Raw genomic sequence first — 24093 nt, 5'->3', positions numbered from 1 at the left:
GACTCCCGTGACACGCACACTTACCGTCGGAGTCCTCGCCCTGCAGGGCGATGTCCGGGAGCACGTCGCGGCGCTCGAGGCCGTGGGCGCCCGCGGGATCCCCGTGCGCCGCACCACGGAGCTGGAGACGGTCGACGGGCTGGTGCTCCCCGGTGGGGAGTCCACCACCATCGACAAGCTGCTGCACGTGTTCGGCCTGGCGGAACCGCTGCGGGCGAGGATCAAGGAAGGGCTGCCCGTGTACGGCTCGTGCGCGGGAATGATCCTGCTCGCGGACCGCATCACCTCGGGTACCGCAGATCAGCGGACGCTCGGCGGCATGGACGTCGTCGTGCAGCGCAACGCCTTCGGGCGGCAGGTCGACTCCTTCGAGACGGACCTCGAAATGGCGGGCGTCCCCGGGGAGCCCGTGCGGACGGCGTTCATCCGCGCACCCTGGATCGAGGAGGCCGGCGCCGAGGTGGAGGTGCTGGCCCGGATCCCCGCGACCGACACGTCGGGTCGCGCGGTGGCCGCCGCCGGTAAGATCGTCGCAGCACGGCAGGGCCCGCTGCTCGCCACCGCCTTCCACCCGGAGATCACGGGGGACGCGCGCGTGCACGGTCTGTTCGCCCGCATCATCGAAGATTCGCGAAGGAGTTAACGGGTACATGTCAGGTCACTCCAAGTGGGCCACGACCAAGCACAAGAAGGCGGCGATCGACGCCAAGCGTGGCAAGCTCTTCGCGAAGCTCATCAAGAACATCGAGGTCGCGGCCCGCACCGGTGGCGGTGACCCCGCCGGCAACCCGACGCTGTTCGACGCCATCCAGAAGGCCAAGAAGTCGTCGGTCCCCAACGACAACATCGATCGCGCGGTCAAGCGCGGCTCCGGCGAGGGCGCCGACGCCGTCGACTACCAGACGATCATGTACGAGGGCTACGGCAACAACGGCATCGCCGTCCTGGTCGAGTGCCTCACGGACAACAAGAACCGCGCCGCCGCCGAGGTCCGCACCGCGTTCAACCGCAACGGCGGCTCTCTGGCCGACCCGGGCTCGGTGTCGTACCTGTTCTCGCGCAAGGGCCTCGTCGTCGTGCCCAAGTCCGACGGCGTGGGCGAGGACGAGGTCATGATGGCGGCGCTCGACGCCGGGGCCGAGGAGGTCACGGACCTCGGCGAGGTCATCGAGGTGATGAGCGAGGCCACGGACCTGGTGCCCGTCCGCAAGGCGATCCAGGACGCCGGGATCGACTACGACTCCGCCGACGTCGTCTGGCACCCGTCGATGCAGGTCGAGGTCGACGTCGAGGGCGCGAAGAAGATCACCCGCCTCATCGACGCCCTCGAGGACAGCGACGACGTGCAGAACGTCTACGCGAACTTCGACGCGAGCGACGAGGTCATGGAAGCTCTCGACGCCGAGGACTGACGGCGTCACCCCGCTGCCGGGCCGCCTACGGGAGTGCCCGGCGGCGGGACTCGTCGGGCCTCCATGCGATCGGCGAGATGTCGCTGGTCCCGCCGCGCGGACCTATGTCGCGACCGACACCGTACGTGACGTCCTGAAGGCGGTACGACCGTTCCCGGTCGAGATCGACGCCAGGTCGCTGCTGTCCTGATCCGTGGCCGTCCCGATCTCGCGGCGCGCATACGCCGTACGTTCCGGTGCGTGTGAGATCGTAGGGCGTGCGCGTTCTCGGAGTCGATCCCGGCCTGACCAGGTGCGGCGTCGGCGTCGTCGACTCCCTGCCCGGACGCCGGGCCCGCATGGCCGGTGTGGGCGTGATCCGGTCCGACGCCGACCTGTCGGTGGACCTCCGGCTCCTACGGATCGCCGAAGGGCTCGACGAGTGGATCGAGGCCCACGTTCCCGACGTCGTCGCCGTGGAACGCGTCTTCGCACAGCACAACGTCGCGTCGGTGACAGGGACCGCGCAGGTGGCGGGCCTCGCGATGCTCGCCGCCGCCCGTCGCGGCATCCCCGTCGCTCTGCACACCCCCAGCGAGGTCAAGGCCGCCGTGACCGGCTCGGGCCGGGCCGACAAGGCTCAGGTCACGAAGATGATCAGCCGCATCCTGCGGCTCGACGACCCGCCGAAGCCCGCCGACGCCGCGGACGCGCTCGCGCTCGCGGTCTGCCACCTGTGGCGACCGGCCGGCGCGCTGCAGGGCGGCGAACGGCACGAGCTGACCCCGGCCCAGCGCGCCTGGGCGGCCGCGGAGGCCGCGGCGCGCCGCAAGGGCTGAGGAGACGCCGCGGGGCTCGGGTCCGGCGTGCGGTGCCCTGCGTCGGCCGGGCCGTGTCCCGCTCCGGCCGGGCAGTGCCGCGTCGGCGGGGCAGTGCCGCGTCGGCCGGGCGGTACCTCGCGCCCGCCCTGCGCGTCTCCCTCGACCCGGCCGGCAGCCACGTTAGGATCGCACGGACGTTCGAGGTGACGGCCTCGACGCGTTCGACCAACGAGGCCGACGGGAGGAAGAGGCGTGATCGCATCGCTGACGGGTGTCGTGCAGCACGTGACCCTGGACCGCGCCGTCGTGGACGTCAACGGCGTCGGGTACCTGGTACATGCCACACCCGGCACGCTCGCCGGGTTACGCGTCGGGGAGAGCGCGCAGGTCGCGACGAGCATGGTGGTCCGTGAGGACTCGATGACCCTCTACGGCTTCGCCGACACCGACGAGCGGGACGTCTTCGAGATCGTGCAGACCGTCAGCGGCGTCGGGCCGCGCCTGGCACTCGCGATGCTCGCCGTCCACCCGCCCGAGGGCCTGCGCCGCGCCGTCTTCGCCGAGGACGCCGCAGCGCTGACCCGGGTACCCGGCATCGGCAAGAAGGGCGCCCAGCGCATCCTCCTGGAGCTCGGCGACCGGCTCGGCCCGCCCTCCACCGCCACCGAGCCGATGCCCGACGGCGCTCCGGGGGCCGCGGGCGTGTCCGTGCCCGACGCCGGGACCGCGCAGGTCGTCGAGGCCCTCACCGGACTGGGCTGGCCGGCCAAGGCGGCCGAGGACGCGGTGGCGAAGGTGCTCGCCGAGACGGGGGCGGACGCCGTCGCGCCGGCGGACGTGGCCACCACGCTGCGCGCGGCGCTGCGCGCGCTCGGGGGCGCTCGTGGCTGAGGAGACGACCACCGGGTCAGCCGGCCCGTCCGTCCCGGGGAGTGACTCCCCCCGCCTCGTGGGCACCGGGTCCGACGACGTCGAGCGTGCGGCCGAGGCGGCGCTGCGCCCCAAGCGGCTGGAGGAGTTCGTGGGCCAGCCGGTGGTGCGCGAGCAGCTCTCGCTCATGCTCCGGGCCGCGGTGGCGCGGGGAAGCGCGCCGGACCACGTCCTGCTGTCCGGGCCGCCCGGGCTGGGCAAGACGACGCTGGCGATGATCATCGCCGCCGAGATCGGCTCCAACCTGCGCATCACCTCGGGCCCGGCCATCCAGCACGCCGGGGATCTCGCGGCGGTGCTCTCCTCGCTCGAGGAGAGCGAGGTGCTGTTCATCGACGAGATCCACCGTCTCGCACGGCCGGCCGAGGAACTGCTGTACTCCGCGATGGAGGATTTCCGCGTCGACATCGTGGTCGGCAAGGGGCCAGGTGCCTCGGCCATCCCGCTCGCGCTGCCGCCGTTCACCGTCGTCGGCGCCACCACGCGGTCCGGGCTGCTCCCCGCGCCGCTGCGCGACCGGTTCGGGTTCACGGGGCACATGGACTTCTACTCGGCGGACGAGCTCGAACGGGTCATCCTGCGCTCCTCCCGCCTGCTCGGGACGGAGGTGGGTGCCGCCGCCGCCGCGGAGATCGCGGGGCGTTCGCGTGGCACCCCGCGCGTCGCGAACCGCCTGTTGCGCCGGGTGCGGGACTGGGCGCAGGTGCGTGGCGACGGGACGCTCGACCTGCACGCGGCGCAGTCGGCGCTGCGCGTGTACGAGGTCGACGCGATCGGGCTGGACCGGCTCGACCGGTCGGTGCTGACCGCGCTGTGCACGCGATTCGGCGGTGGCCCCGTCGGTCTCACCACGCTGGCGGCGACCGTGGGCGAGGAGTCGGACACGGTCGAGACCGTCGCCGAGCCGTACCTGGTGCGGGAGGGCCTCATCGCCCGCACACCGCGGGGTCGCGTGGCCACGCTCGCCGCCTGGGAGCACCTCGGTCTGACGCCGCCTCAGACCGCTGACGTCCTCGGTCGGCCGGGGGGCGAGGCGATCTCCACAGGGGCGACGACGGACACGCTCTTCGACGCATAGACTGGGTCGGCACCCCGTACACCCGAACTCGACTGGACTGACGTGGATATCACCTTCCTCATTCTCATCATCGCGCTCGCGGCGATGCTCTTCTTCACCACGAGCCGCAGCCGCAAGCAGCAGCGTGCCGCCGCCGAGTTCCGTGAGAGCCTGCAGCCCGGGGTCGAGGTCATGACCCAGTCCGGCATGGTCGGCGTCGTCGTGGCCGTCGACACGGACCGGCAGATCGTGCGCATCGAGTCGTCGGACGGCCACGTGACCGACTGGGTCATGCCCGCCGTCAAGGAGGTCCCGGCGCAGTTCGCGACGCCCGTCCCCGAGGACTCGGACGACACGGACGCGGCGGAGGTCACCGAGCAAGAAGGTTCGGGCAGTACCATCGGGCCCGACGTGATCGACGTACCGGACGACATCTCGGGTCTGGACTCCGCCCAGCGCGAGTACCGGGACCAGCAGGCGCGTAAGGACGACGACACCGACGGCAAGTGACGACCGCGTCGCCGGGGTGTGAGCCCGCGGCGACGTCGAACCCGTGCCGCCCCGGCGGCGCGCAACCGAGAAGAGACGACAAAGTTGGCGACTGACAACCGGCGCTCACGGCCGGTCCGGACGATCGTCCTGATGACGATCTTCACGATGCTCCTGCCCCTCGCAGTGCTCGTGGCCGGATCACAGCTCGACGCGCGCTCCGAAGAGAATCCCGACGGGGCGAGCCTCGCCCCGGCCCTCGCTCTCGACCTGCAGGGCGGTACCCAGATCGTGCTCCAGGCCGTCACGTCCGACGGTTCGGAGATCACGCCGGAGGCCATGGACGAGGCCGTCGGCGTGATCCGCCAGCGCGTCGACGCGAACGGCGTCACCGAGGCGGACATCGCGGTCCAGGGCGACCGGCAGATCATCGTCGAGATCCCCGGCGAGGTGGACGACGAGACGATCGCGCTGATCTCCAAGGCGGCGCAGATGAAGTTCCGGCCGGTGCTGACGGTGGGGTCGCCGCTGGCGACCGCCGATCCCAGCGCGGAGGCGGAGGGTGAGTCCGGCGACGAGGCCGACTCCGAGAACGCCGACGGCCAGGGCGAGAACGCGAACGCCGACGGTGAGAACGCGAACGCCGACGGTGAGAACGCGAACGCCGACGGTGAGAACGCGAACGGCGAGGGCTCCGCCGAGGAGGGCAATGCCGCCACCTCGGACGAGGAGCTGCTGCAGCAGATCGCGGACGAGCAGGAGGAGCTCGACCCGACCGACCCGAGCGATCTCGCCCAGATCACGCCCGCCGTGCAGGAGCTGGCCGACCGGACCGACTGCACCGACCCGGCGAACCTGGAGGGCGGCGGCGGCGACAACCCGAACCTGCCGCTGGTCACGTGCGACCAGACCGGTGTCGCCAAGTACATTCTCGGGCCCGTCGAGGTCGCCGGTACCGAGCTGACATCGGCGTCCTCCGGTCTCGGGGTCGGCGCGAACGGTGTCCAGACCAACGAGTGGGTCGTGAACCTGACGTTCAACGACGAGGGCACGGCGGCCTTCCGGGAGACCACCGAGCGCCTGCAGAGCCTCGAGTCGCCCCGGAACCAGTTCGCGATCACGCTCGACGGCCTCGTGGTCTCGGCTCCCTCGCTGAGCCCGGGCGTCATCATCACGAACGGCCAGGCGGAGATCTCCGGCACGTTCACCCGTGACTCGGCGGCGACCCTGGCGAACCAGCTCAGCTTCGGCTCGCTGCCGCTGACCTTCGAGGTCCAGTCGCAGAACCAGATCTCGGCGACGCTCGGCACGGAGCAGCTGCAGCGCGGTCTGTTCGCCGGGCTCATCGGCCTGATCCTCGTGGTCGTGTACTCGCTGTTCCAGTACCGCACCCTCGGCGGCCTGACGATCGCCTCGCTGATCGTCGCCGGCGTCATGACCTACGTCGTGATCGCCCTGTTGTCGTGGGGCATGGGCTACCGCCTGTCGTTGCCCGGTGTCGCGGGTCTGATCGTCGCCATCGGTTTCACCGCGGACTCGTTCATCGTGTACTTCGAACGCATCAGGGACGAGCTCCGCGACGGGCGGTCCCTGCGTCTCGCGGTGCAGCGCGGCTGGGTCCGCGCCCGGCGCACGATCTACGCGGCCAAGTCCGTGAACCTGCTCTCGGCGATCATCCTGTACTTCATGACGGTCGGCGGTGTGCGCGGCTTCGCGTTCACCCTCGGCCTGACCACGGTGATCGACATCCTGGTCGTCATCTGGTTCACGCACCCGATGATGGAGCTGCTCGCGAAGGTCCCGTTCTTCCGCGACGGTCACAAGTGGTCGGGCCTCTCGCCGGACCGGCTGCGGCTGTCGTCCGGCGGCCCGCGGTACAAGGGCGCCGGCAGGGTCGAGTGGGAGCCCGGTTCCACGCAGGTCCCGTCCGAGAGCGTCGAGGTGGCGGACGAGCCCGCCGAGCGGACGCCGGCCTATGCCGGGGCGCAGGCGCAGAGCGTCCCGAGCGGTGGTGCCGCCTCGGGTGGTGCTGTGCCGGGCGGCGGTGCTGCCCCGGCGAGCGCCACTCGTGCGCCTGACGGCCGCAGGATGACGATCGCGGAGCGGCGTGCCGCGGAACGCAAGGCCGCCTCGGAGGCCGCGAAGAACGAGGAGCAGCTCTGATGGCGTTCAACTTCGCCCAGTGGGGCAACGACCTGTACACCGGCCACCGGTCGTACCCGATCATGCAGAAGCGGCGGATCTGGTTCTCGATCGTCGCGCTGTTCTCGGCGGCGTCGATCGCGATCATCGCGATGCAGGGCCTCAACCTCGGCATCGACTTCCGAGGCGGATCCGAGTTCACCGTCTCCGGTGCGACCACCACCGACGAGGACCCGGCGGTCGACGCCGTGCACTCGGTGGCGCCCAACCAGGAGGTGCTGGTCTCGCAGGTGGGCGACGGAGCGGTCCGTGTGCAGACCGCGGAGCTCACCGACGACACGGAGCTCAACGCGGTTCGAGACGCGCTGGCGGAGGCCTACGCCGTACCGGCAAGTGAGGTGACGTCCGGGTTCATCGGCCCCACCTGGGGTGAGAGTGTCTCCCAGAAGGCGCTGATCGGCACACTCGTGTTCGTCGCCGCGGCGGCGGCCTTCATGGCGCTCTACTTCCGGGCGTGGCGGATGGCCCTGGCCGGTATCCTCGCGGTACTCCTGGACCTGCTCGTCTCGGCGGGCGTGTACGCCGCGGTCGGCTGGGAGGTCACGCCGTCGACGATCATCGGCTTCCTGACGATCCTCGGCTTCTCGCTCTACGACAAGGTCGTGGTGTTCGACAAGGTCCGCGAGAACACCGCGACGGTGCTCGAGCAGTCGCGCAGCACGTACGCCGAGCGGGCCAACCTCGCGGTGAACCAGACGTTCGTGCGCTCGATCAACACCTCGGTCGTGGCGCTCCTGCCCGTGGCGGGCATCCTCTTCGTGGGTGCGTTCCTCCTGGGGGCGGGCACGTTGAAGGACCTGTCGCTGTCCCTGTTCGTCGGCATCGCCGTCGGCGCGGCGTCGTCCATCTTCCTCGCCCCGCCGCTGGACGTGATGTTCCGGCAGGGCGACGCGAAGATCAGGGAGCACACGGCCAAGGTGCTGGCCGCCCGCGAAGGGCTCGCGAGCGAGGGCGCGTCGGACGCTGCGCTCGCCGCGGCGGCAGCGGGTACGTCGCAGCTGATCCCGGGCAGCCACCAGGGCCAGCGGGCTCAGCCTCGGCGTCGCCGCTGATCGGTCACGCTGACGTCTGTCGGCCCCCGCGGGAGAAGCCTCCCGCGGGGGCCGCGTCGTGCCGGCTGCGCCCCGACGGCGCCGTCGACGCGCCAGGTAGGCTCACGTCCCGTGACCGACGACATCGCTCTCTCCGCTCTCTCCGGCCTCGCGCCGGAGCGCGCGGCGCGCGTACGCTCCCTGATCCGCGACGTTCCCGACTACCCGGCCGAGGGCATCCTCTTCCGTGACATCACGCCGCTGCTGGCGGACGCCGCCGGGCTCGCCGACGTCGTCGACGGGTTCGCGGCCGCGGTGGCCGGCCTCGGCGAGATCGACATGGTGGCGGGGATGGAGGCGCGGGGGTTCCTGTTCGGCGCTCCGCTGGCCACCAAGCTCGGCGTCGGGTTCGTACCGCTGCGCAAGGCGGGTAAGCTGCCGCCCCCGGTCGAGCGGGTCGAGTACGACCTCGAGTACGGGTCGGCGTCGATCGAACTGCGGACGGGAACACTTCCGGAGGGTTCCCGTGTTCTTCTCGTAGACGATGTCCTGGCCACCGGCGGCACGGCCGCCGCTGCGGCGGATCTCGTACGGCGCAGCGGCGGGGTGGTCGCCGGACTGGCCTTTCTGCTCGAACTCGCCGCACTTCACGGCCGCGAGAGGCTCGATGGTCACGAGGTGACTACTCTCCTGCGAGTAGGACCCGCCCACGAACGAGGCGAAGACCCGGGTCAGGCTGCACGGCCGTTAGACTGAGCCATCTTACCGGCGCAAAGGAGGCATCACATGGCCGAGAACGAAGCCTCGCCCGCGCCCGTCTCCACGCCGACCTCCGTACCGGGCCTACGGCACCGGCTCGCTCGGTTCGGCGCGCGTGCCGGGTCCTCCACCCCCGCCGCCATCGAGCCCCTGCTGCAGGTGATCCGCAGCAACCACCCCCGCTCCGACCTGGCGCTCGTCGAGCGCGCGTACGTCACCGCCGAGAAGGCGCACCGCGGGCAGATGCGCAAGAGCGGCGACCCGTACATCACCCATCCGGTGGCGGTCTCCACGATCCTGGCGGAGCTCGGCTTCGAGGGGACGACGATCGCCGCCGCGCTCCTGCACGACACGGTCGAGGACACGGAATATGCCCTCGACCAGCTTCGCGCCGATTTCGGCGACGACGTCGCGCTGCTCGTGGACGGCGTCACCAAGCTCGACAAGGTGAAGTACGGCGACGCCGCGCAGGCGGAGACCGTGCGCAAGATGGTCGTGGCGATGGCCAAGGACATCCGCGTGCTGGTCATCAAGCTGTCGGACCGGCTGCACAACGCCCGCACCTGGAAGTACGTCCCGCCGCACAAGGCGGAGAAGAAGGCGCGCGAGACCCTCGAGATCTACGCCCCGCTGGCGCACCGCCTCGGGATGAACACCATCAAGTGGGAGCTGGAGGACCTTTCCTTCCAGAACCTGTACCCCAAGGTGTACGACGAGATCGTGCACCTCGTCTCGGAGCGCGCCCCGGCGCGTGAGGAGTACCTCGGCGTCGTCAAGGGACAGATCGAGTCCGACCTGCGCTCGGCGAAGATCAAGGCGTCCGTGATGGGCCGGCCGAAGCACTACTACTCGATCTACCAGAAGATGATCGTCCGCGGTCACGACTTCGCGGAGATCTACGACCTGGTCGGCACGCGTATCCTCGTGGACACCGTACGTGACTGCTACGCGGCGCTCGGCGCCATGCACGCGCGATGGAACCCGGTCCCGGGCCGGTTCAAGGACTACATCGCGATGCCGAAGTTCAACATGTACCAGTCGCTGCACACGACGGTGATCGGCCCGGGCGGTAAACCCGTGGAGATCCAGATCCGGACGCACGACATGCACCGTCGCGCGGAGTACGGCGTGGCGGCCCACTGGAAGTACAAGGATCGCAGCGGCGGCGCCCAGCAGGTCAAGGAGGACACCCACGCCCAGGACATGGCGTGGTTGCGCCAGCTCGTGGACTGGCAGAAGGAGACGGCCGACCCCTCGGAGTTCCTGGACTCGCTGCGGTTCGAGATCGGTGGTGACGAGGTCTACGTCTTCACCCCCAAGGGCGACGTGATGCCGCTCCCGGCGGGTGCCACCCCGGTCGACTTCGCGTACGCGGTGCACACCGAGGTGGGGCACCGCACCATGGGCGCGCGGGTGAACGGGCGCCTGGTGCCGCTCGACTCGACGCTGGAGAACGGTGACGTCGTCTCGGTCCTGACCTCGAAGTCCGAGACGGCCGGGCCCAGCCACGACTGGCTGGCGTTCGTGAAGTCTCCCCGTGCCCGGAACAAGATCCGCGCGTGGTTCACCAAGGAGCGGCGCGAGGAGGCGATCGAGACCGGGAAGGAATCGATCGCGAAGGCGATGCGCAAGCAGGGCCTGCCGATACAGCGGCTCATGACCCACGAGACGCTCGTGGGACTCGCCGACGAGATGCGCTACCCCGACGTGTCCGCCCTGTACGCGGCGGTCGGGGAGGGGCACGTGTCCGCGGCGCACGTCGTGGAGAAGCTCGTCAAGGCGCTCGGCGGGGACGAGGGAGCCACCGAGGACGTCGCCGAGGCGGCGCGTCCGGGCGCGGGGAACCGTTCGCCGCGGCGGGTCCGTACGGGCGACCCGGGCGTCGTGCTGAAGGGCTCCGACAGCGCCGACGTGTGGGTCAAGCTCGCCAAGTGCTGCACCCCGGTGCCGGGCGACGAGATCGTCGGCTTCGTGACCCGCGGGCAGGGTGTGAGCGTGCACCGTGTGGACTGCGTCAACCTGGAGGGGCTGCGCAAGCAGCCCGAGCGGTTGGTCGACGTCGAGTGGACCGCCGGCGCGAACACGATGTTCCTGGTCCAGATCCAGGTGGAGGCCCTGGACAGGTCGCGGCTGCTGTCGGACGTGACGCGAGTCCTCTCCGACTACCACGTGAACATCCTCTCGGCGTTCGTCTCCACCTCCAGCGACCGTCTGGCGGTGTCCCGCTTCATCTTCGAGATGGCCGAGCCGGGCCACCTCACCCAGGTCCTGGCCGCGGTACGCAAGGTCGAGGGCGTGTTCGACGTCCACCGCATCACGGGCACGAAGCCGGTGGAACGCCCGCAGCTTCCGGTGTGACGCGAGATCTTCGGCGCACGGGCGCGTCGTGCGCGATGCTGGGGCCATGTCCGTCGAGAACCTGAACCTGCCGGTCCAGCCCCCGATCCGGCCCATGCTGGCCAAGAGCGTGGCGACGGTGCCCGCCCAGGCGCGACCACCGTCGCACGTCTACGAGCCGAAGTGGGACGGTTTCCGCGCGATCGTCTACCGCGACGGCGACCTGGTCCACATCGGGTCCCGTACGGGCAAGCCGATGGAGCGGTACTTCCCGGACGTGGTCGCGGCAGTACGTGACGCGCTCCCGGACCGTTGCGTGGTCGACGGCGAGATCGTCATCGCCCAGGTGCCGGAGGGTGACGGCGAGGTCAGGTCGCACCTGAGCTTCGACCTGTTGTCCCAGCGAATCCATCCGGCGGCGTCCCGCGTGAGCATGCTCGCGGAGACGACTCCGGCGGCACTGGTCGTCTTCGACGTCCTCGCCCTGGGTGACGACGGCCTGCTGGACCGCCCGCTCGCCGACCGGCTGGAGGTCCTGGACGGGCTGGGTCTGACGGGCCCGCTCGTCTTCGCCACGCCGCGGACGCTGGACGCCGCGGTCGCCGCCGAGTGGTTCGAGGTCTTCGAGGGCGCCGGTCTCGACGGAGTGATGGCCAAACCGCTGGACGCCGCCTACCAGCCGAACAAACGCGCGATGGTGAAGATCAAGCACGCCCGCACCGCCGACGTCGTGCTCGCCGGGTATCGCCTCCACAAGACGTCGACCGCCGAGCGCCCGCTGCTCGGCTCGCTTCTCCTCGGACTGTACGACGACGACGGCGCGCCGGACGCCTCTCTGCAGTTCGTCGGCGTGGCCGCTTCGTTCCCGGAGGCCCGGCGGGCCGAACTCGTCGGCGAGCTCGCCGACCTCGTGGTCGTGCCGGGCACCCCGGAGGCGGACGAGCACCCGTGGAGCGGCTGGTCCGACCCGGCGAAGGCGCTGCCGGCCGCCGAGGCGGGGGACCGGCTGCCCGGCGCGGTGTCCCGCTGGACGGGCGGCAAGGACCTCTCGTTCACGCCGTTGCGCCCCGAGCGGGTGCTGGAGGTGGGTTACGACCACATGGAGGGCACCCGCTTCCGCCACACCACCCAGTTCAAGCGCTGGCGGCCGGACCGGGACCCCGCCTCGTGCACGTACGACCAGCTGGTCGAACCGGTCGGCTTCGACCTCACGGAGCTGCTGCCCGGCGCGCCGGGCACCATGCGCTGAGCGGGCCCCTGTGGTGAGCGGCCTAAGTGGTGAGCGGGCACCGTACGCCGGCCGCGCTCCTGCGCTGAGCGGGCACCCGTGCGCTGAGGCGGTACCGCGTCCCGCTCGGTCCTGCCCCGTCGGCGGCGGTGGGTTCCGGAGGCGCGCGGTGGCGTCCGCCTCGTCGATGTCGGCCACCCGGCGTACGTTGGGCCCATGGCTCCAGCGAAGAAGTCCCAGGCCGCCGAGGTCGAGGTCGCAGGGCGCACCGTGCGCGTCTCGTCGCCGGACCGGGTCGTGTTCCCCGCGTCGGACGCCGGTGGTGAGCTGACCAAGCTCGACGTCGTGCGGTACTTCGCCGAGGTCGCGGACGGCATCACCGGCGCTCTGCTCCACCGCCCCACCACGCTGGAACGCTGGCCGAAGGGCTGGTCACCGGACGCGGTCATGGCGACGCGGGCCGACGGCCACGGGGACGCGTTCTACCAGAAGCGCATTCCCAAGGGCGCACCGGACTGGGTCGAGACCGCGCGGATCGCCTTCCCGTCCGGTCGCACTGCCGACGAGGTCTGCCCGACCGAGCCCGCCGTCGCGGTGTGGGCGGCACAGATCGGCACCCTCACGTTCCATCCGTGGCCCGTCCGGCGAGGGCCCGGAGACGACGCGACCGAGCGGGTCGACCAGCTCCGCATCGATCTCGACCCGCAGCCCGGCACCGACTACGAGGACGCCGCGGCCGTCGCGCCGCACCTGCGTGAACTCCTGGACGAGCTCGGGATGACCGGATACCCGAAGACCTCCGGCGGACGCGGGCTGCACGTGTTCGTGCCGCTCGCGCCGGAGTGGACGTTCACCCAGGCTCGTCGTGCCACGATCGCCGTGGGGCGGGAGCTGGAGCGGCGCCTCCCGGACCGGGTCACCACGAAGTGGTGGAAGGAGGAACGCGGACAGAAGGTCTTCGTGGACTACAACCAGATGGCGCGGGACCGAACCATCGCGTCCGCGTGGTCGATCCGCGCCAACGCGCGTGCCACCGTTTCCATGCCGCTGAACTGGGACGAGGTAGGTGAGGTGCATCCTGACGACTTCGACGTGCGCACGGCCCCGCGCCGGCTCGCCGAGGTGGGCGACCTCTTCGCGCCACTGCGTGCCGATCGGGACCCCGGCCTCGACTGCGACCTGCGTCCCGCGCTCGACCTCGCCGACCGGGACGAGGCGGACGGACTCGGCGACCTGCCCTACCCGCCCGAGTATCCCAAGCAGCCCGGGGAGCCGAAGCGGGTTCAGCCGAGCCGCGACAGGGATCGCGCGCGCTGAGCTCGCGGCCGAACCGGTGCACACGGCGAAACCGGAGACGAGGCGCCGTCCGTCGTGAGGAGTCAGCGCCCTGACGCGCCGGTCCCGTTCGCGTGAGCACGCGCCGCGGCGAGGGCACGGCGGGCGGCGGGCCGGCCGACGACACGGCGACGTGCCTCCAGGAGGCGCTCCACGACGCGCAGGTCCACCGCGGCCAGGTCGGCGCTTCCCGCCGCCAGCGCGGTCAGGACGGGCACCGCGTGGTCGAACGGGAGCCGGCAGGCGACGTCCGCGGCGGTGCGTACGGGCGTCGTGACAGGAACGCCGGCGAGTGCCATGGTGTCGCTCGCCAGGCCGGGGGAGCAGCGCACGATCGTCCCGGTGGAGACGTCCGGGCGGCGGACCGTGGCGTCGTGGGCCACCTCGAGGCGACTGTCCCCGACGGGAAGCCGTGGTGCGGGTCGGCCGTCGCGCAGACCTGTGTGGATCCACGCCGCGGACACGCCGGCCAGGACGGCGCGCGCGGGAAGCGCGCCGGCCCCCGTCGAGGCGATCAGGGCCAGGGCACGATGAGCGGGTGTGACGTGGGCGGAGGCGGGCACCGCCACGGCGCCGGTGGTGTCGAGGGACGCGTCCCGGACGGCGGTGAGCGCTCCACACCGCATCAGGTCCTGCCACGCCACCGGGCCACCCACCTGTTCCGGTGTCACCACCAGCGGCAGGGGTGCCGGGCGTGGGTCGAGAAGTCTGGCCAGTCGCACCGTTCCAGCCTAGGACGGCACGGCCCCGGCACCCGCTGTCCACAGGGTGCCGGGGCCGTGACCCGTGCGCCGGCCGTCCGAGGCCGGCCGGCGTCGCCGGATCAGGCGGTGCTGTCCTCTGCGGCCCGCACGACCTGCTCGAGCCAGGACCGTCGCGCCGCGAGCGAGGACTCCAGCTCCGAGACCTTCCGGTCGTCCCCCTTGGCGCGCGCGGACTCCAGGTCGGACTCGAGGTCGGCGATCGCGGACTCCAGCTGCGCGGCCGCGCCCTCCGCGCGGGCCTTCGTCTCGGGATTGCTGCGACGCCACTGGTCCTGCTCCGCGTCGCGGATCGCGTTCTCCACGGCGCGCATCCGGTTCTCCACACGCTGGATGTCGCGACGGGGCACCTTGCCCGCCTCGTCCCAGCGATCCTGGATTCCGCGGAGCGCCCGCTTGGCGGACGTGAGGTCCTTGACCGGGACCAGCTTCTCGGCCTCGAGGAGAAGCTGCTCCTTCACCTTGAGGTTCTCCCCGTACTCGGCGTCGATCGCCGCGTTGGCGGCGTCCCGCGCCTGGAAGAACTTGTCCTGCGCCGCGCGGAACCGCGCCCACAGCGCGTCGTCGTCCTTGCGCGAAGCCCGGCCGGCCGCCTTCCACCGGGACATGAGGTCGCGGTAGGCACCCGCGGTGTAGCCCCAGTCGGTGCTGTCGGACAGTGCCTCGGCCTCCGAGACGAGCAGTTCCTTGGTGGCCTTGGCCTCCTTGTTCCGCTGCTCCAGGTCGGCGAAGAAGTGGCGTCGTTCGCGGTCGAACGCGGTCCGGGCGTGGCTGAACCGCTTCCAGAGAGACTCCTCCGTGCCCCGGTCGATACGCGGACCACCGCGCTGTGCGGCCTTCCAGCGGTCCAGGAGCGCGCGCAGTTCCTCCCCGGCGGGTCGCCACTGCATCTTGTTCGGATCGGTGCCGGCGATCTTCTCGGCGGCCTCGACGATCGCCTCCCGCGCCTTGACGGCCTCCGCCTTGGCGGCGGCGCGCTCGCTCTCCAGGGCGGCCCGGCGTTCCGCGGCTCGGCCCTTCAGGCCCTCCACCCGGGACCGCAGGCCGTCCAGGTCGCCGACGGCGGCCGGCTCGGCGGTCTCCTCGGCGAGCTTGGCGAGGGTCTGGTCGATCTCCTTGACCGACAGGTCGGCGCTGTCGAGCCGGGTCTCGAAGAGCGACACCTTCGCGACGAGGTCGAGATAGCGCCGCACGTAGAGGCTCAGCGCCTCGGACGTGCCGACCCCGGGGAACTGGCCGACGGCTCGCTCGCCGGACCGCTCGATGACGTACACGGTGCCGTCCTCGGCCACGCGGCCGTGCTTCTCGGCCTCGGCGGTCGCGGCGACGTCATCCACCACGGGGACCACGGGCACCGGCGGGGCGGAGGGCGCGGACTGCGCGGCCGCCGCGGGCCGCCCGGCCGGAGCCGCCGGGTTCGGGCCACCGGGCCTCGGGGGACGGGGCCTGGCCAGCGCGGCAGGCGAAGGGATCGCCGAGGGCTTCGGGACGCCAGGCTTGGCCGACGGCGCGGGAGAGGAAGCGGCCGGCTTCGCCTCCGGCTGCTGATTCGTACCCTCCGGCTCGTCGGCTGCCTCGGTGGCCGGCTGCTCGTCGTCGGCTGCTTCGGTGGCCGGCTGCGCGTCGGGCGCTGCGTCGGCAGCGGGCTGCGCCTCGTCCGCCGCTTCGGAGGCCGGCTGCGCCTCCGGTCCCGCCGATGCGTCGGCTCCCTGCTCCGCCACGGCCTGGGCCGTCGTGTCCTGAGGCGCGGGCTCCGCGGCAGCGTCGCCGGATGCGACAGCGCCGTCTGCCGTGGCGGACCCGTCGTCCGCCGCGTCCTCGGTGACCGCCGCGTGCCCGGAGGCCTGCTCCGCCGTCGTCTCTTCCGCCGTCGTCTCCTCCGCCGTCGTGGCCTCAGGTGCCGATTCCGAGGGCGAGGTCTCCTCGGCCGCGGACGTCTCGGGAGTTTCGGCCACGGGCTCGGTGGCGGCCACGTCCTCGACGGGTCCGCGTCCCTGCTCGGTGCTCTCGCTCACTGGGTCTCAACTCCTTCGATGGTGACGGGGCCGGCAGGTTCGCCGTCCGTGGCACTGTTGACCACGCCCTCGTCCGCGACTGCCCGGACGACGTCCAGGCCGGATGTGATCTCCCCGAAGACGGTGTATCCGCCGGCTTCGTCAGATGGGATCTGGGAGTCCTCGTACACGAGGAAGAACTGGGAGCCCATGGACTCGCCATTGCCGCCTTGCCGCGCCATCGCGACGGTGCCGGCGGGGTAGACGTCGTCCTCGGGGGCGTTCTCGACGGGTCCGAACTCGTATCCCGGCCCGCCCGCGCCGGTGAACGTCGGGTCACCGCACTGCAGCACGTAGATCCCGGCCGTGGTGAGCCGGTGGCAGCCGGTGCCGTCGAAGTAGCCGGCTTGGGCGAGCGTGACGAAGCTGGCGACGGCCTGAGGCGCGGCCTCGCCATCGAGTTCGAGCGTGATGTCCTGGTCCGTACCGCCGGCGCAGGCGTGCAGCGTGACGGTCCAGGTGCGGCCCTCGGCGACCTCGGGGCCGGGCAGCTCGTGGCCCTCGCGGGCGTCCGTCGTCCCCGGCTCGCACTGCCCGGCCTCGGCCGGGCCGGTGTTCACGAGCGCCGCGACCACGAACGTCGCTACCAGGGCCAGTGCCGCCACACCCGCGACCAGCGCCGTCAGGCGACGCCGGCGCGCTCTCCGGGCGGCCTGGCGCTCCTGCTGCCTCGCCTGCTGCTTCCTGGCCTGCTGGGCACGCTGACGCTGCTTGCTGGTCGACACCGTCGCCGGGCTCCTCTCCGCTCACTGCTCGTCCAGGGGCACGGTCCCGCGGTGGGGCAGGCCCCGTGGGACCCTGGGCCGTTGCAGTCCGTGCGGGGACAGTGTAGGCATCGCGGGCCAGGGCATTCTGCCTGTGCCGCGCCGGACAGGGGTGAACTGCCCTTCTCCGCGCCGTGACCGGCCGTTGCCCTGTGGAAAGCCCGGGCCGGATCTTCCGCCGCCGTGGGAAGATCTGACGCATGGCCCGTATCGCACCACTCTCCGGTTTCCCCGAATGGCTCCCGCAAGGTCGTGTCGTCGAGCAGCACGTGCTCGACGTGCTGCGTCACACCTTCGAGCTGCACGGGTTCGCCGGCATCGAGACCCGGGCCGTCGAACCGCTCGACCAGTTGCTGCGCAAGGGCGAGACCTCCAAGGAGGTCTACGTGCTCTCCCGGCTCCAGGACGCCGACCCGGCCGGGCAGCGCGACCGCGGCGAGAAGCAGCTCGGCCTTCACTTCGACCTCACCGTGCCCTTCGCGCGATACGTCCTCGAGAACGCCGGCAAGCTCGCCTTTCCCTTCAAGCGGTACCAGATCCAGAAGGTATGGCGCGGTGAGCGTCCGCAGGAGGGCAGGTTCCGCGAGTTCACGCAGGCCGACATCGACGTCGTCGGCTCCGGCGACCTCCCGTACCACTACGAGGTCGAGGTCCCGCTCGTCATGGCCGAGGCGTTCGGCGCCCTGCGGGAGATCGGCCTGCCGCCGGTCCGGATCCTGGTCAACAACCGCAAGGTGGCCGAGGGTTTCTACCGCGGTATCGGCCTGTCCGACGTCGAAGGTGTGCTGCGGCAGATCGACAAACTCGACAAGATCGGCCACGAGCAGGTCGCCACGCTCCTGGTCGACCAGTGCGGGGCGAGCGAGGACCAGGCCAAGGCCTGCCTGGCGCTCGCGGGCATCAGCGGATCCGACACGTCCGTGATCGCGGAGGTGCGCGCGCTCGCCGAGTCCTACGGTGCGCTGACGGAGCTCCTCACCACCGGGCTCGCCGAGCTGGAGGCGCTCATGGTGGCGGCGGGCCGCAGAGCGCCGGGTGTCGTCGTCGCGGACCTGAAGATCGCTCGCGGTCTGGACTACTACACCGGCTCCGTCTACGAGACGGTGCTCGTGGGGCACGAGCAGCTCGGATCGGTCTGCTCCGGCGGCCGCTACGACACGCTGGCGTCGGACGGCAAGAACACGTACCCGGGCGTCGGCCTGTCCGTCGGCGTCAGCCGGCTCGTGTCACGGCTCCTGTCCGGTGGTCTCGTCACCGCGACACGAGGCGTGCCGACCGCCGTGCTCGTCGCCGTCGCCACGGAGGAGACCCGCCCCGTGTCCGATGCCGTCGCCGAGGCGCTGCGTGGACGTGGTATCCCGTGCGAGGTGGCACCGGCGCCCGCGAAATTCGGCAAGCAGATCAAGTACGCCGACCGCCGTGGCATCCCGTTCGTCTGGTTCCCGGGCGAGCCCGGCCACGGGCCCGCCGACGCGCCCGCCACGAGCGGGACCGCCCTCGTGGGCTCCGTCAAGGACATCCGCTCGGGTGAGCAGCTCGATGCCGACGCGACGACGTGGGAGCCGCCCGCCGAGGACCTGCACCCGCGCGTCGTACCCGGGAGCGGGACGGGACAGTAGCCGACGTTCGCCGGCGTTCGTCCGGACCGAGCGGCAAGAGCGACGCCCGACGACGCCCGACGACGCCCGACGACGCGCCCGCCGGCGTGCCGGCTGGTTCACCCGGTGCCCGCGACCTGCGGGGCAAGATCCCGCGGATCACACCGCGGCTCCCGGGCACCGGCCGGTTCATCCGGTGCCCGAGAGCCGACGGCTGCGCCGCATCCGCACTTCTGCACGCGACGGCGCGGAGCCTCACGAGGTTCCGCGCCGTCGTCCTGCCCTCATCTTCGCGTAGATCGCGCTATCACGGCCGAAGAGTTGCGAACGATGGGAACGTGTGTTCGAATCTCTGTGTGCGATGGGCAAGCCAGGAACTCACGAGCGATGACGGTGCGCTGCCGGGACTCGAACTACCCGCGCTGCGGACGGCCGGGCTGCTCCGTACGGTCCGGAGTCCCGAGTTCGACGGTGTCACCGTTCACGAGGTCATGGCCAGGAGTGCGCTGTCGAAGGTTCCTGCCGCGTCCCGGATGCCGTTCCGGTGGACCGTCAATCCGTACCGTGGCTGCAGTCATGCCTGCCGTTACTGCCTGGCACCGGAGACGCCGGTACTCCTCGGCGACGGTACGTGGCGCGCCATCGGCGATCTCGTGCCGGGGGACCGCGTCATCGGCACGCTGCCCGACGACGGCCGGCGCATTCTGGTGGAGACCGACGTCCGGGACTCCTGGCGCACCGTCAAGCGTGCGTACCGGGTGACGACGGCCGACGGCACCACGCTCGTCGCCAGCGGCGACCATCGCTTCCTCACCGGCGACGGCTGGCGGTACGTGGCGAGTGCCTCGGCCGAGGGTGAGGCGTCCGGCGGACGCACGGTGTCCGGCCCCGCTCCGTTCGGCGGCCCTGCCCCGTCCGGCCCCGCCCCTTCCGGCCGCGCGCCGGCCGGTCCGGGCATCGGAAGCGCCTCGCGGCCGGTCCTGCGCCCCGGGGACGGACTCGCCGGGATCGGCCCCGTCGCGGCGCCCGGCTCGCCGGGCACCGATGGCCCGTCCTCCGGCGTCGTGTCTTCCGCCGGCGTCGCGTCCCGCGCCGACGTCGTCGGCCGGCTCGTGCGGACCTCGCCCGGTCGGAGGGTGGTGTCGATCGAGGACCTGGGTCATGAGACCGGCATGGTGGACATCACCACGGGCACGGGAGACTTCGTCGCCGACGGTGTGATCAGCCACAACTGCTACGCGCGGGGCAGCCACACCTACCTCGACCTCGACGCCGGAGCCGACTTCGACTCGCAGGTGGTGGCCAAGGTCAACGTGGACGAGGTCCTCCGTGCGGAACTGGCGAGGCCCTCGTGGGGCCGTGAGTCCGTCGCGCTCGGCACCAACACCGACCCGTACCAGCGCGTGGAAGGGCGGTACCGGCTGATGCCCGGCATCATCTCGGCGCTGGCTGGTTCCGGCACCCCGTTCTCGATCCTCACCAAGGGCACCCTGCTGCGCCGCGACCTGCCACTGCTCACGGAGGCGGCGGAGCGGGTCGAGGTCGGGCTGGGCGTCTCCCTCGCCTTTCTCGACGAGGAACTGCAACAGCGGGCCGAGCCCGGCACGCCGACGCCGCGCGCCCGGCTCGCGCTGATCCGCGCGATCCGCGAGGCCGGCCTGCCGTGCGGCGTCATGGTCGCTCCCGTGCTGCCCTGGCTCACCGACTCGCGCGACCACCTCGCCCGCCTGCTCGATGCCGTGGCGGAGGCGGGAGCCACCGGGGCGACCGTGCTTCCGCTGCATCTGCGCCCCGGTGCCCGCGAGTGGTACCTGGAGTGGCTGCGCCGTGAGTTCCCCCAGCACGTGGCCGGATACCACCGCGTCTTCGGGGACCGCGCGTACAGCGACCGCCGTTACCAGGAGTGGCTGTGGGCCCGGGCGGAACCGCTGCTCGCGGAGCGCGGCCTGGGGCGCGCGGCCTTGCGGTTCGACGGCGGCGCGGACGGCGCCGGCGACGTCGACAGCGGCACCGGGGCGTCCCTGTCCTCCGAGGCGGGCGGCTCCGGCTCCGGCCGCGACGAGGAGGGCGCCTACCCCGAGGGGGCGATACCCGCACCGAGCGAGCCCGCCCAGGGCGCAAGGGCCGCGAGCGAGGCCATCGCTCAGGACGCCCTCTTCTGAGGAGGCCAGGACGGACCGGATCGGGCAAGAACTCCGGGCTCGACGCCGACCATGCCGTTCACCCAGCTCAGCCGAGCACGAGCCGTCCGACGGCGACCGCCGGAAAACTCACTGAACTGTCAGTGAGTTTTCGGCCAAGCCTTGACGCCCGCCACTTCCGTCCGCAAGGGTGGATGCCGAGAGAGCGCTCTCTCATGGCGCTCTCTCGTCACCGCACCAGTCCGACGTTCGAAGGAGCACGTCATGCGGCGAACATCACGCCTGCTCGCAGCCGTAGCAGCGGCCGCGACCCTCGTCACGGGAGCGATCACCGTGACCCCAGCCCTGGCAGCGCCCGAGCCCCTTTCCCAGGGGCAACCGGTGACCACCTCCAGCACCGAGTTCGACTGGAGCACCGGGGACGAGGCCGTCGACGGCGACCCCGGCACACGCTGGTCCAGCGCCTGGTCGGATGACCAGTGGATCAGCGTCGACCTCGGGAGCGTCCAGGAGATCGACGGCGTCGCCCTCGACTGGGAAGCCGCCTACGCCTCCGGCTACCGGATCGAGGTGTCCGACGACGGTGCCGGCTGGTCCTCGATCTACTCGACCGACGACTCGACCGGTGGCGACGAGACCCTCGCCGTCACCGGAAGCGGCCGCTTCGTCCGGCTGTTCGTGACCGAGCGCGCCACCGTCTACGGCGTGTCACTGTGGGAGTTCCAGGTCTTCGGCCCGGATGACGGAACCACGCCGGACCCGTCCGACGAGTCCCTGTTGTCGTACGGCAGGACCGGCTCCGCCTCGTCCCAGCAGCACGACGCCAACTGCTGGGAGTGCTCGCCGGACAAGGCCTTCGACCTGGACCCCGCCAGCCGGTGGGCCACGGCGACGGACACGGGCTGGACGGACGAGGGCTGGATCGCCGTCGACCTCGGAGCCCCGGCGCACGTCACGAGCGTCGTCCTGCAATGGGACCCGGCGTTCGCGACGTCGTACAGCATCGACGTGTCCGCGGACGGAACAACCTGGACCACGGTGCATTCCACCACGAGCGGTTCCGGCTTCAAGGAGACGATTCCGCTCGACGCCGACGGCCGGCACGTGCGCGTCCACATGACCGACCGCAGCGGTCCGTACGGCTACTCGCTCTGGGAGTTCCAGGTGTACGGCACCGGCGGGGCGCCGCAGGCGCCGCCCGCCGAGCCCGCCGACCCTGATTTCGACGACCTCGAGCTCGTGTGGAACGACGAGTTCGACGGCGCCGCCGGAACACCGGCCGACCCGTCGAGGTGGACGATCGATCCCGGCCTGCCCAACAACAACGAGCAGCAGTACTACACCCCCGAGGGCAACGGCTTCCACGACGGTCAGGGCAACTTCGTCATCGAGGCGCGCCGCGAGGCCTACGAAGGCCGCGAGTACACGTCCCACCGCATGAACACCTCGAACAGGTTCCACGCGCAGTACGGGCGGTTCGAGGCGCGGGTCCAGGTCCCCGAGGGGCGCGGGCTGTGGCCGGCGTTCTGGATGATGGGCACCGACTTCCTGGAGGGCCGTCCCTGGCCGTACAACGGCGAGGTGGACATCATGGAGTTCATCGGCCAGGAGCCGCACGAGGCGCACTCCACCCTGCACGCGCCCGCCTACAACGGTGCCGGAGGGTACGGCGGCAGCTACGGCCTGCCCGGCGGCGGGAAGATCTCCGACGGGTTCCACACGTTCGCGGCCGAGTGGGACAGCCAGGGGATCCGGTACTTCCTCGACGACGAGGAGGTCTTCTACGCGGACAAGGAGACGGTGGAGGCAACCCGCGGCCCGTGGATCTACGATCACGAGTTCTACATGATCCTCAACCTCGCCGTGGGCGGGGACTGGCCCGGGCCGCCCGACGGTACGACGCCGTTCCCGTCGCGGTACGTGATCGACTACGTCCGCGTCTACCAGTAGCCGTCATCCGCGGGACGGGCGGACGACCGTCCACCGGTCCCGCGGGGCGACGTCGTCGCACCTCGGTGTGAGCCGGCCGGTATAACTGGCGCATGGCGTCAGCGAGTTCCGGCCGGCCCACGCTCGAGGCCGTCGCGTCCGTGGCCGGCGTGTCCCGGGCGACGGTGTCCCGCGTGATCAACGGCGTGCCGACGGTCGACCCGGCGATCGCCCATGTCGTGCGCCGGGCCATCGAGCAGACGGGATACGTCCCCAACCTGGCGGCACGCTCGCTCGTGACACGACGCACCGGCTCGGTCGCGCTCGTCGTGTCCGAGCCGCCGGGACACCGCTCACCGCTGCCGTTCCTGGAGCGCATCTTCACCGATCCGTACCTGGGGCGTGTCACCGCGGGGGCCCAGGAGGCATTGCGGCCACGCGACGTCCACCTGGCGATCATGCCCGCCGACCCGCCCGCGCACGACCAGGTGGTGCGGTACGTCCGGCAGGGGCACGTGGACGGTGTGCTGCTCATCACCTCCAGTGCGGACGACCCGCTACCCGCGCGCCTGGTGGGCCTCGGGACGCCCGTGGTGCTGTCGGCGCGGATCGCGGGCGGGGCGATGCCCGACGGCGTTCCCGCCGTCGACCTCGACCAGGCGGCCGGCGGGCGGCTGGCGGCCGAACACCTGCTGGCGACCGGCCGCCGGAGGCTCGCCGTGGTGACCGGGCCGACGGACGCCCCCTTCATGCGGGCCCGGCTCGACGCGTTCCTCGACACCGTCGTCGCCGCCGGACTCGACCGGCCGGCCGTGGCCGACGCCGACTTCACCCGGCCCGGCGGCGAGGCCGCTGCACGACAGCTCCTGGCCGAGATACCCGGCATCGACGGCGTCTTCGCGGGGAACGACCTCATGGCCGACGGCGTCAGCACGGCGCTCCAGTCGGCGGGCCGCCGGGTGCCCGGCGACGTCGCCGTGGTCGGCTTCGACGACTCGAGCGCCGCGGCACAGGCGCATCCACCACTGACCACCGTGCGCCAGCCGGTCGAGAACATGGCACGGCGGATGGCCGAGCTCCTCCTGGAGGGCATGGGGGCGCCGGCGCCCGACAGGGACCCCGGAGCCGACCCGTCGGACGACGCCGTGGGCCCGGGCGGCGTGGTCACCTTCGCCCCGGAGCTCGTGGTCCGCGACTCGGCGTGACCCGCCCCGTGGGAGCGGGCCCGGGGTCCTGCGGCCCGGCCCGGTGGTGCGGGGGCCCGCC

The 24093-nt window shown here is 71.7% G+C and carries 19 protein-coding genes; 16 read left to right on the top strand and 3 right to left on the bottom strand.

Annotated elements, in window-relative coordinates; translation table 11 throughout:
• Positions 1–7: 7 nt before the first annotated feature.
• The 12 genes from pdxT (at position 8) to J0911_RS16235 (ending at position 13562) form a co-directional block, all read left to right on the top strand.
• On the top strand, positions 8–643 hold the full coding sequence (pdxT, locus tag J0911_RS16290; RefSeq protein ID WP_207276514.1) for a pyridoxal 5'-phosphate synthase glutaminase subunit PdxT: 636 nt from the start codon (positions 8–10) through the stop codon (positions 641–643).
• 7 nt (positions 644–650) lie between these two features.
• The gene (locus tag J0911_RS16285) at positions 651–1412 is read left to right on the top strand and encodes a YebC/PmpR family DNA-binding transcriptional regulator (protein ID WP_207276513.1); all 762 of its coding nucleotides are present in this window, start codon (positions 651–653) and stop codon (positions 1410–1412) included.
• A 257-nt stretch (positions 1413–1669) separates the two neighbouring features.
• Positions 1670–2230 carry a crossover junction endodeoxyribonuclease RuvC gene (gene ruvC, locus J0911_RS16280; protein ID WP_207276512.1) on the top strand — a complete coding sequence of 187 codons (561 nt, stop codon included), beginning with the start codon at positions 1670–1672 and terminating at the stop codon, positions 2228–2230.
• A 234-nt stretch (positions 2231–2464) separates the two neighbouring features.
• Positions 2465–3103, top strand: coding sequence for a Holliday junction branch migration protein RuvA (ruvA, locus tag J0911_RS16275; RefSeq protein WP_207276511.1), 639 nt, complete (start codon positions 2465–2467; stop codon positions 3101–3103).
• A gap of 58 nt (positions 3104–3161) precedes the next feature.
• The gene (gene ruvB, locus J0911_RS16270) at positions 3162–4220 is read left to right on the top strand and encodes a Holliday junction branch migration DNA helicase RuvB (protein WP_307865160.1); all 1059 of its coding nucleotides are present in this window, start codon (positions 3162–3164) and stop codon (positions 4218–4220) included.
• A 42-nt stretch (positions 4221–4262) separates the two neighbouring features.
• On the top strand, positions 4263–4709 hold the full coding sequence (gene yajC / locus J0911_RS16265) for a preprotein translocase subunit YajC (protein WP_307865124.1): 447 nt from the start codon (positions 4263–4265) through the stop codon (positions 4707–4709).
• 132 nt (positions 4710–4841) lie between these two features.
• Positions 4842–6851, top strand: coding sequence for a protein translocase subunit SecD (gene secD / locus J0911_RS16260; RefSeq protein WP_207276509.1), 2010 nt, complete (start codon positions 4842–4844; stop codon positions 6849–6851).
• Positions 6851–7942: a protein translocase subunit SecF gene (secF, locus tag J0911_RS16255; RefSeq protein WP_207276508.1), complete on the top strand. Its 1092-nt coding sequence runs from the start codon at positions 6851–6853 to the stop codon at positions 7940–7942. Before secD ends, secF begins: the two co-directional genes overlap by 1 nt.
• A gap of 111 nt (positions 7943–8053) precedes the next feature.
• Positions 8054–8677 carry an adenine phosphoribosyltransferase gene (locus tag J0911_RS16250; RefSeq protein WP_207276507.1) on the top strand — a complete coding sequence of 208 codons (624 nt, stop codon included), beginning with the start codon at positions 8054–8056 and terminating at the stop codon, positions 8675–8677.
• Positions 8678–8707: 30 nt separating this feature from the next.
• Positions 8708–11038: a RelA/SpoT family protein gene (locus J0911_RS16245; RefSeq protein WP_207276506.1), complete on the top strand. Its 2331-nt coding sequence runs from the start codon at positions 8708–8710 to the stop codon at positions 11036–11038.
• A 61-nt stretch (positions 11039–11099) separates the two neighbouring features.
• The gene (locus J0911_RS16240) at positions 11100–12266 is read left to right on the top strand and encodes an ATP-dependent DNA ligase (protein ID WP_207276857.1); all 1167 of its coding nucleotides are present in this window, start codon (positions 11100–11102) and stop codon (positions 12264–12266) included.
• A gap of 195 nt (positions 12267–12461) precedes the next feature.
• Complete coding sequence (locus J0911_RS16235; protein ID WP_207276505.1) at positions 12462–13562, top strand: DNA polymerase domain-containing protein; 1101 nt, start codon at positions 12462–12464, stop codon at positions 13560–13562.
• Between the two features lie 62 nt (positions 13563–13624).
• On the opposite strand, the gene J0911_RS16230 is transcribed toward J0911_RS16235, so the two are convergent.
• The 3 genes from J0911_RS16230 to J0911_RS16220 form a co-directional block, all read right to left on the bottom strand.
• Positions 13625–14302 (bottom strand): hypothetical protein, encoded by a 678-nt coding sequence (locus J0911_RS16230; protein ID WP_207276504.1) that lies wholly within the window; start codon positions 14300–14302, stop codon positions 13625–13627.
• A gap of 101 nt (positions 14303–14403) precedes the next feature.
• Complete coding sequence (locus J0911_RS16225; protein ID WP_207276503.1) at positions 14404–16356, bottom strand: DUF349 domain-containing protein; 1953 nt, start codon at positions 16354–16356, stop codon at positions 14404–14406.
• Positions 16353–17120, bottom strand: a complete 768-nt coding sequence (locus J0911_RS16220) for a peptidylprolyl isomerase (RefSeq protein WP_207276502.1) — start codon at positions 17118–17120, stop codon at positions 16353–16355. The genes J0911_RS16225 and J0911_RS16220 overlap by 4 nt, the downstream gene beginning before the upstream one ends.
• A 239-nt stretch (positions 17121–17359) precedes the next feature.
• On the opposite strand from J0911_RS16220, the gene hisS reads away from it, so the two are divergent.
• From hisS to J0911_RS16200, 4 genes are all read left to right on the top strand, one after another.
• Positions 17360–18778: a histidine--tRNA ligase gene (gene hisS, locus J0911_RS16215; protein WP_207276501.1), complete on the top strand. Its 1419-nt coding sequence runs from the start codon at positions 17360–17362 to the stop codon at positions 18776–18778.
• Positions 18715–20919, top strand: coding sequence for an Rv2578c family radical SAM protein (locus tag J0911_RS16210; RefSeq protein WP_443677267.1), 2205 nt, complete (start codon positions 18715–18717; stop codon positions 20917–20919). The genes hisS and J0911_RS16210 overlap by 64 nt, the downstream gene beginning before the upstream one ends.
• A gap of 243 nt (positions 20920–21162) precedes the next feature.
• Positions 21163–22848, top strand: a complete 1686-nt coding sequence (locus tag J0911_RS16205; RefSeq protein ID WP_207276499.1) for a discoidin domain-containing protein — start codon at positions 21163–21165, stop codon at positions 22846–22848.
• A gap of 92 nt (positions 22849–22940) precedes the next feature.
• Complete coding sequence (locus tag J0911_RS16200; RefSeq protein WP_207276498.1) at positions 22941–24032, top strand: LacI family DNA-binding transcriptional regulator; 1092 nt, start codon at positions 22941–22943, stop codon at positions 24030–24032.
• The last annotated feature ends 61 nt before the right edge of the window (positions 24033–24093 follow it).

This window comes from Myceligenerans salitolerans, assembly GCF_017349295.1.
Taxonomy (GTDB): domain Bacteria; phylum Actinomycetota; class Actinomycetes; order Actinomycetales; family Cellulomonadaceae; genus Myceligenerans; species Myceligenerans salitolerans.
This window is presented reverse-complemented; position numbering and strand designations above follow the sequence as displayed.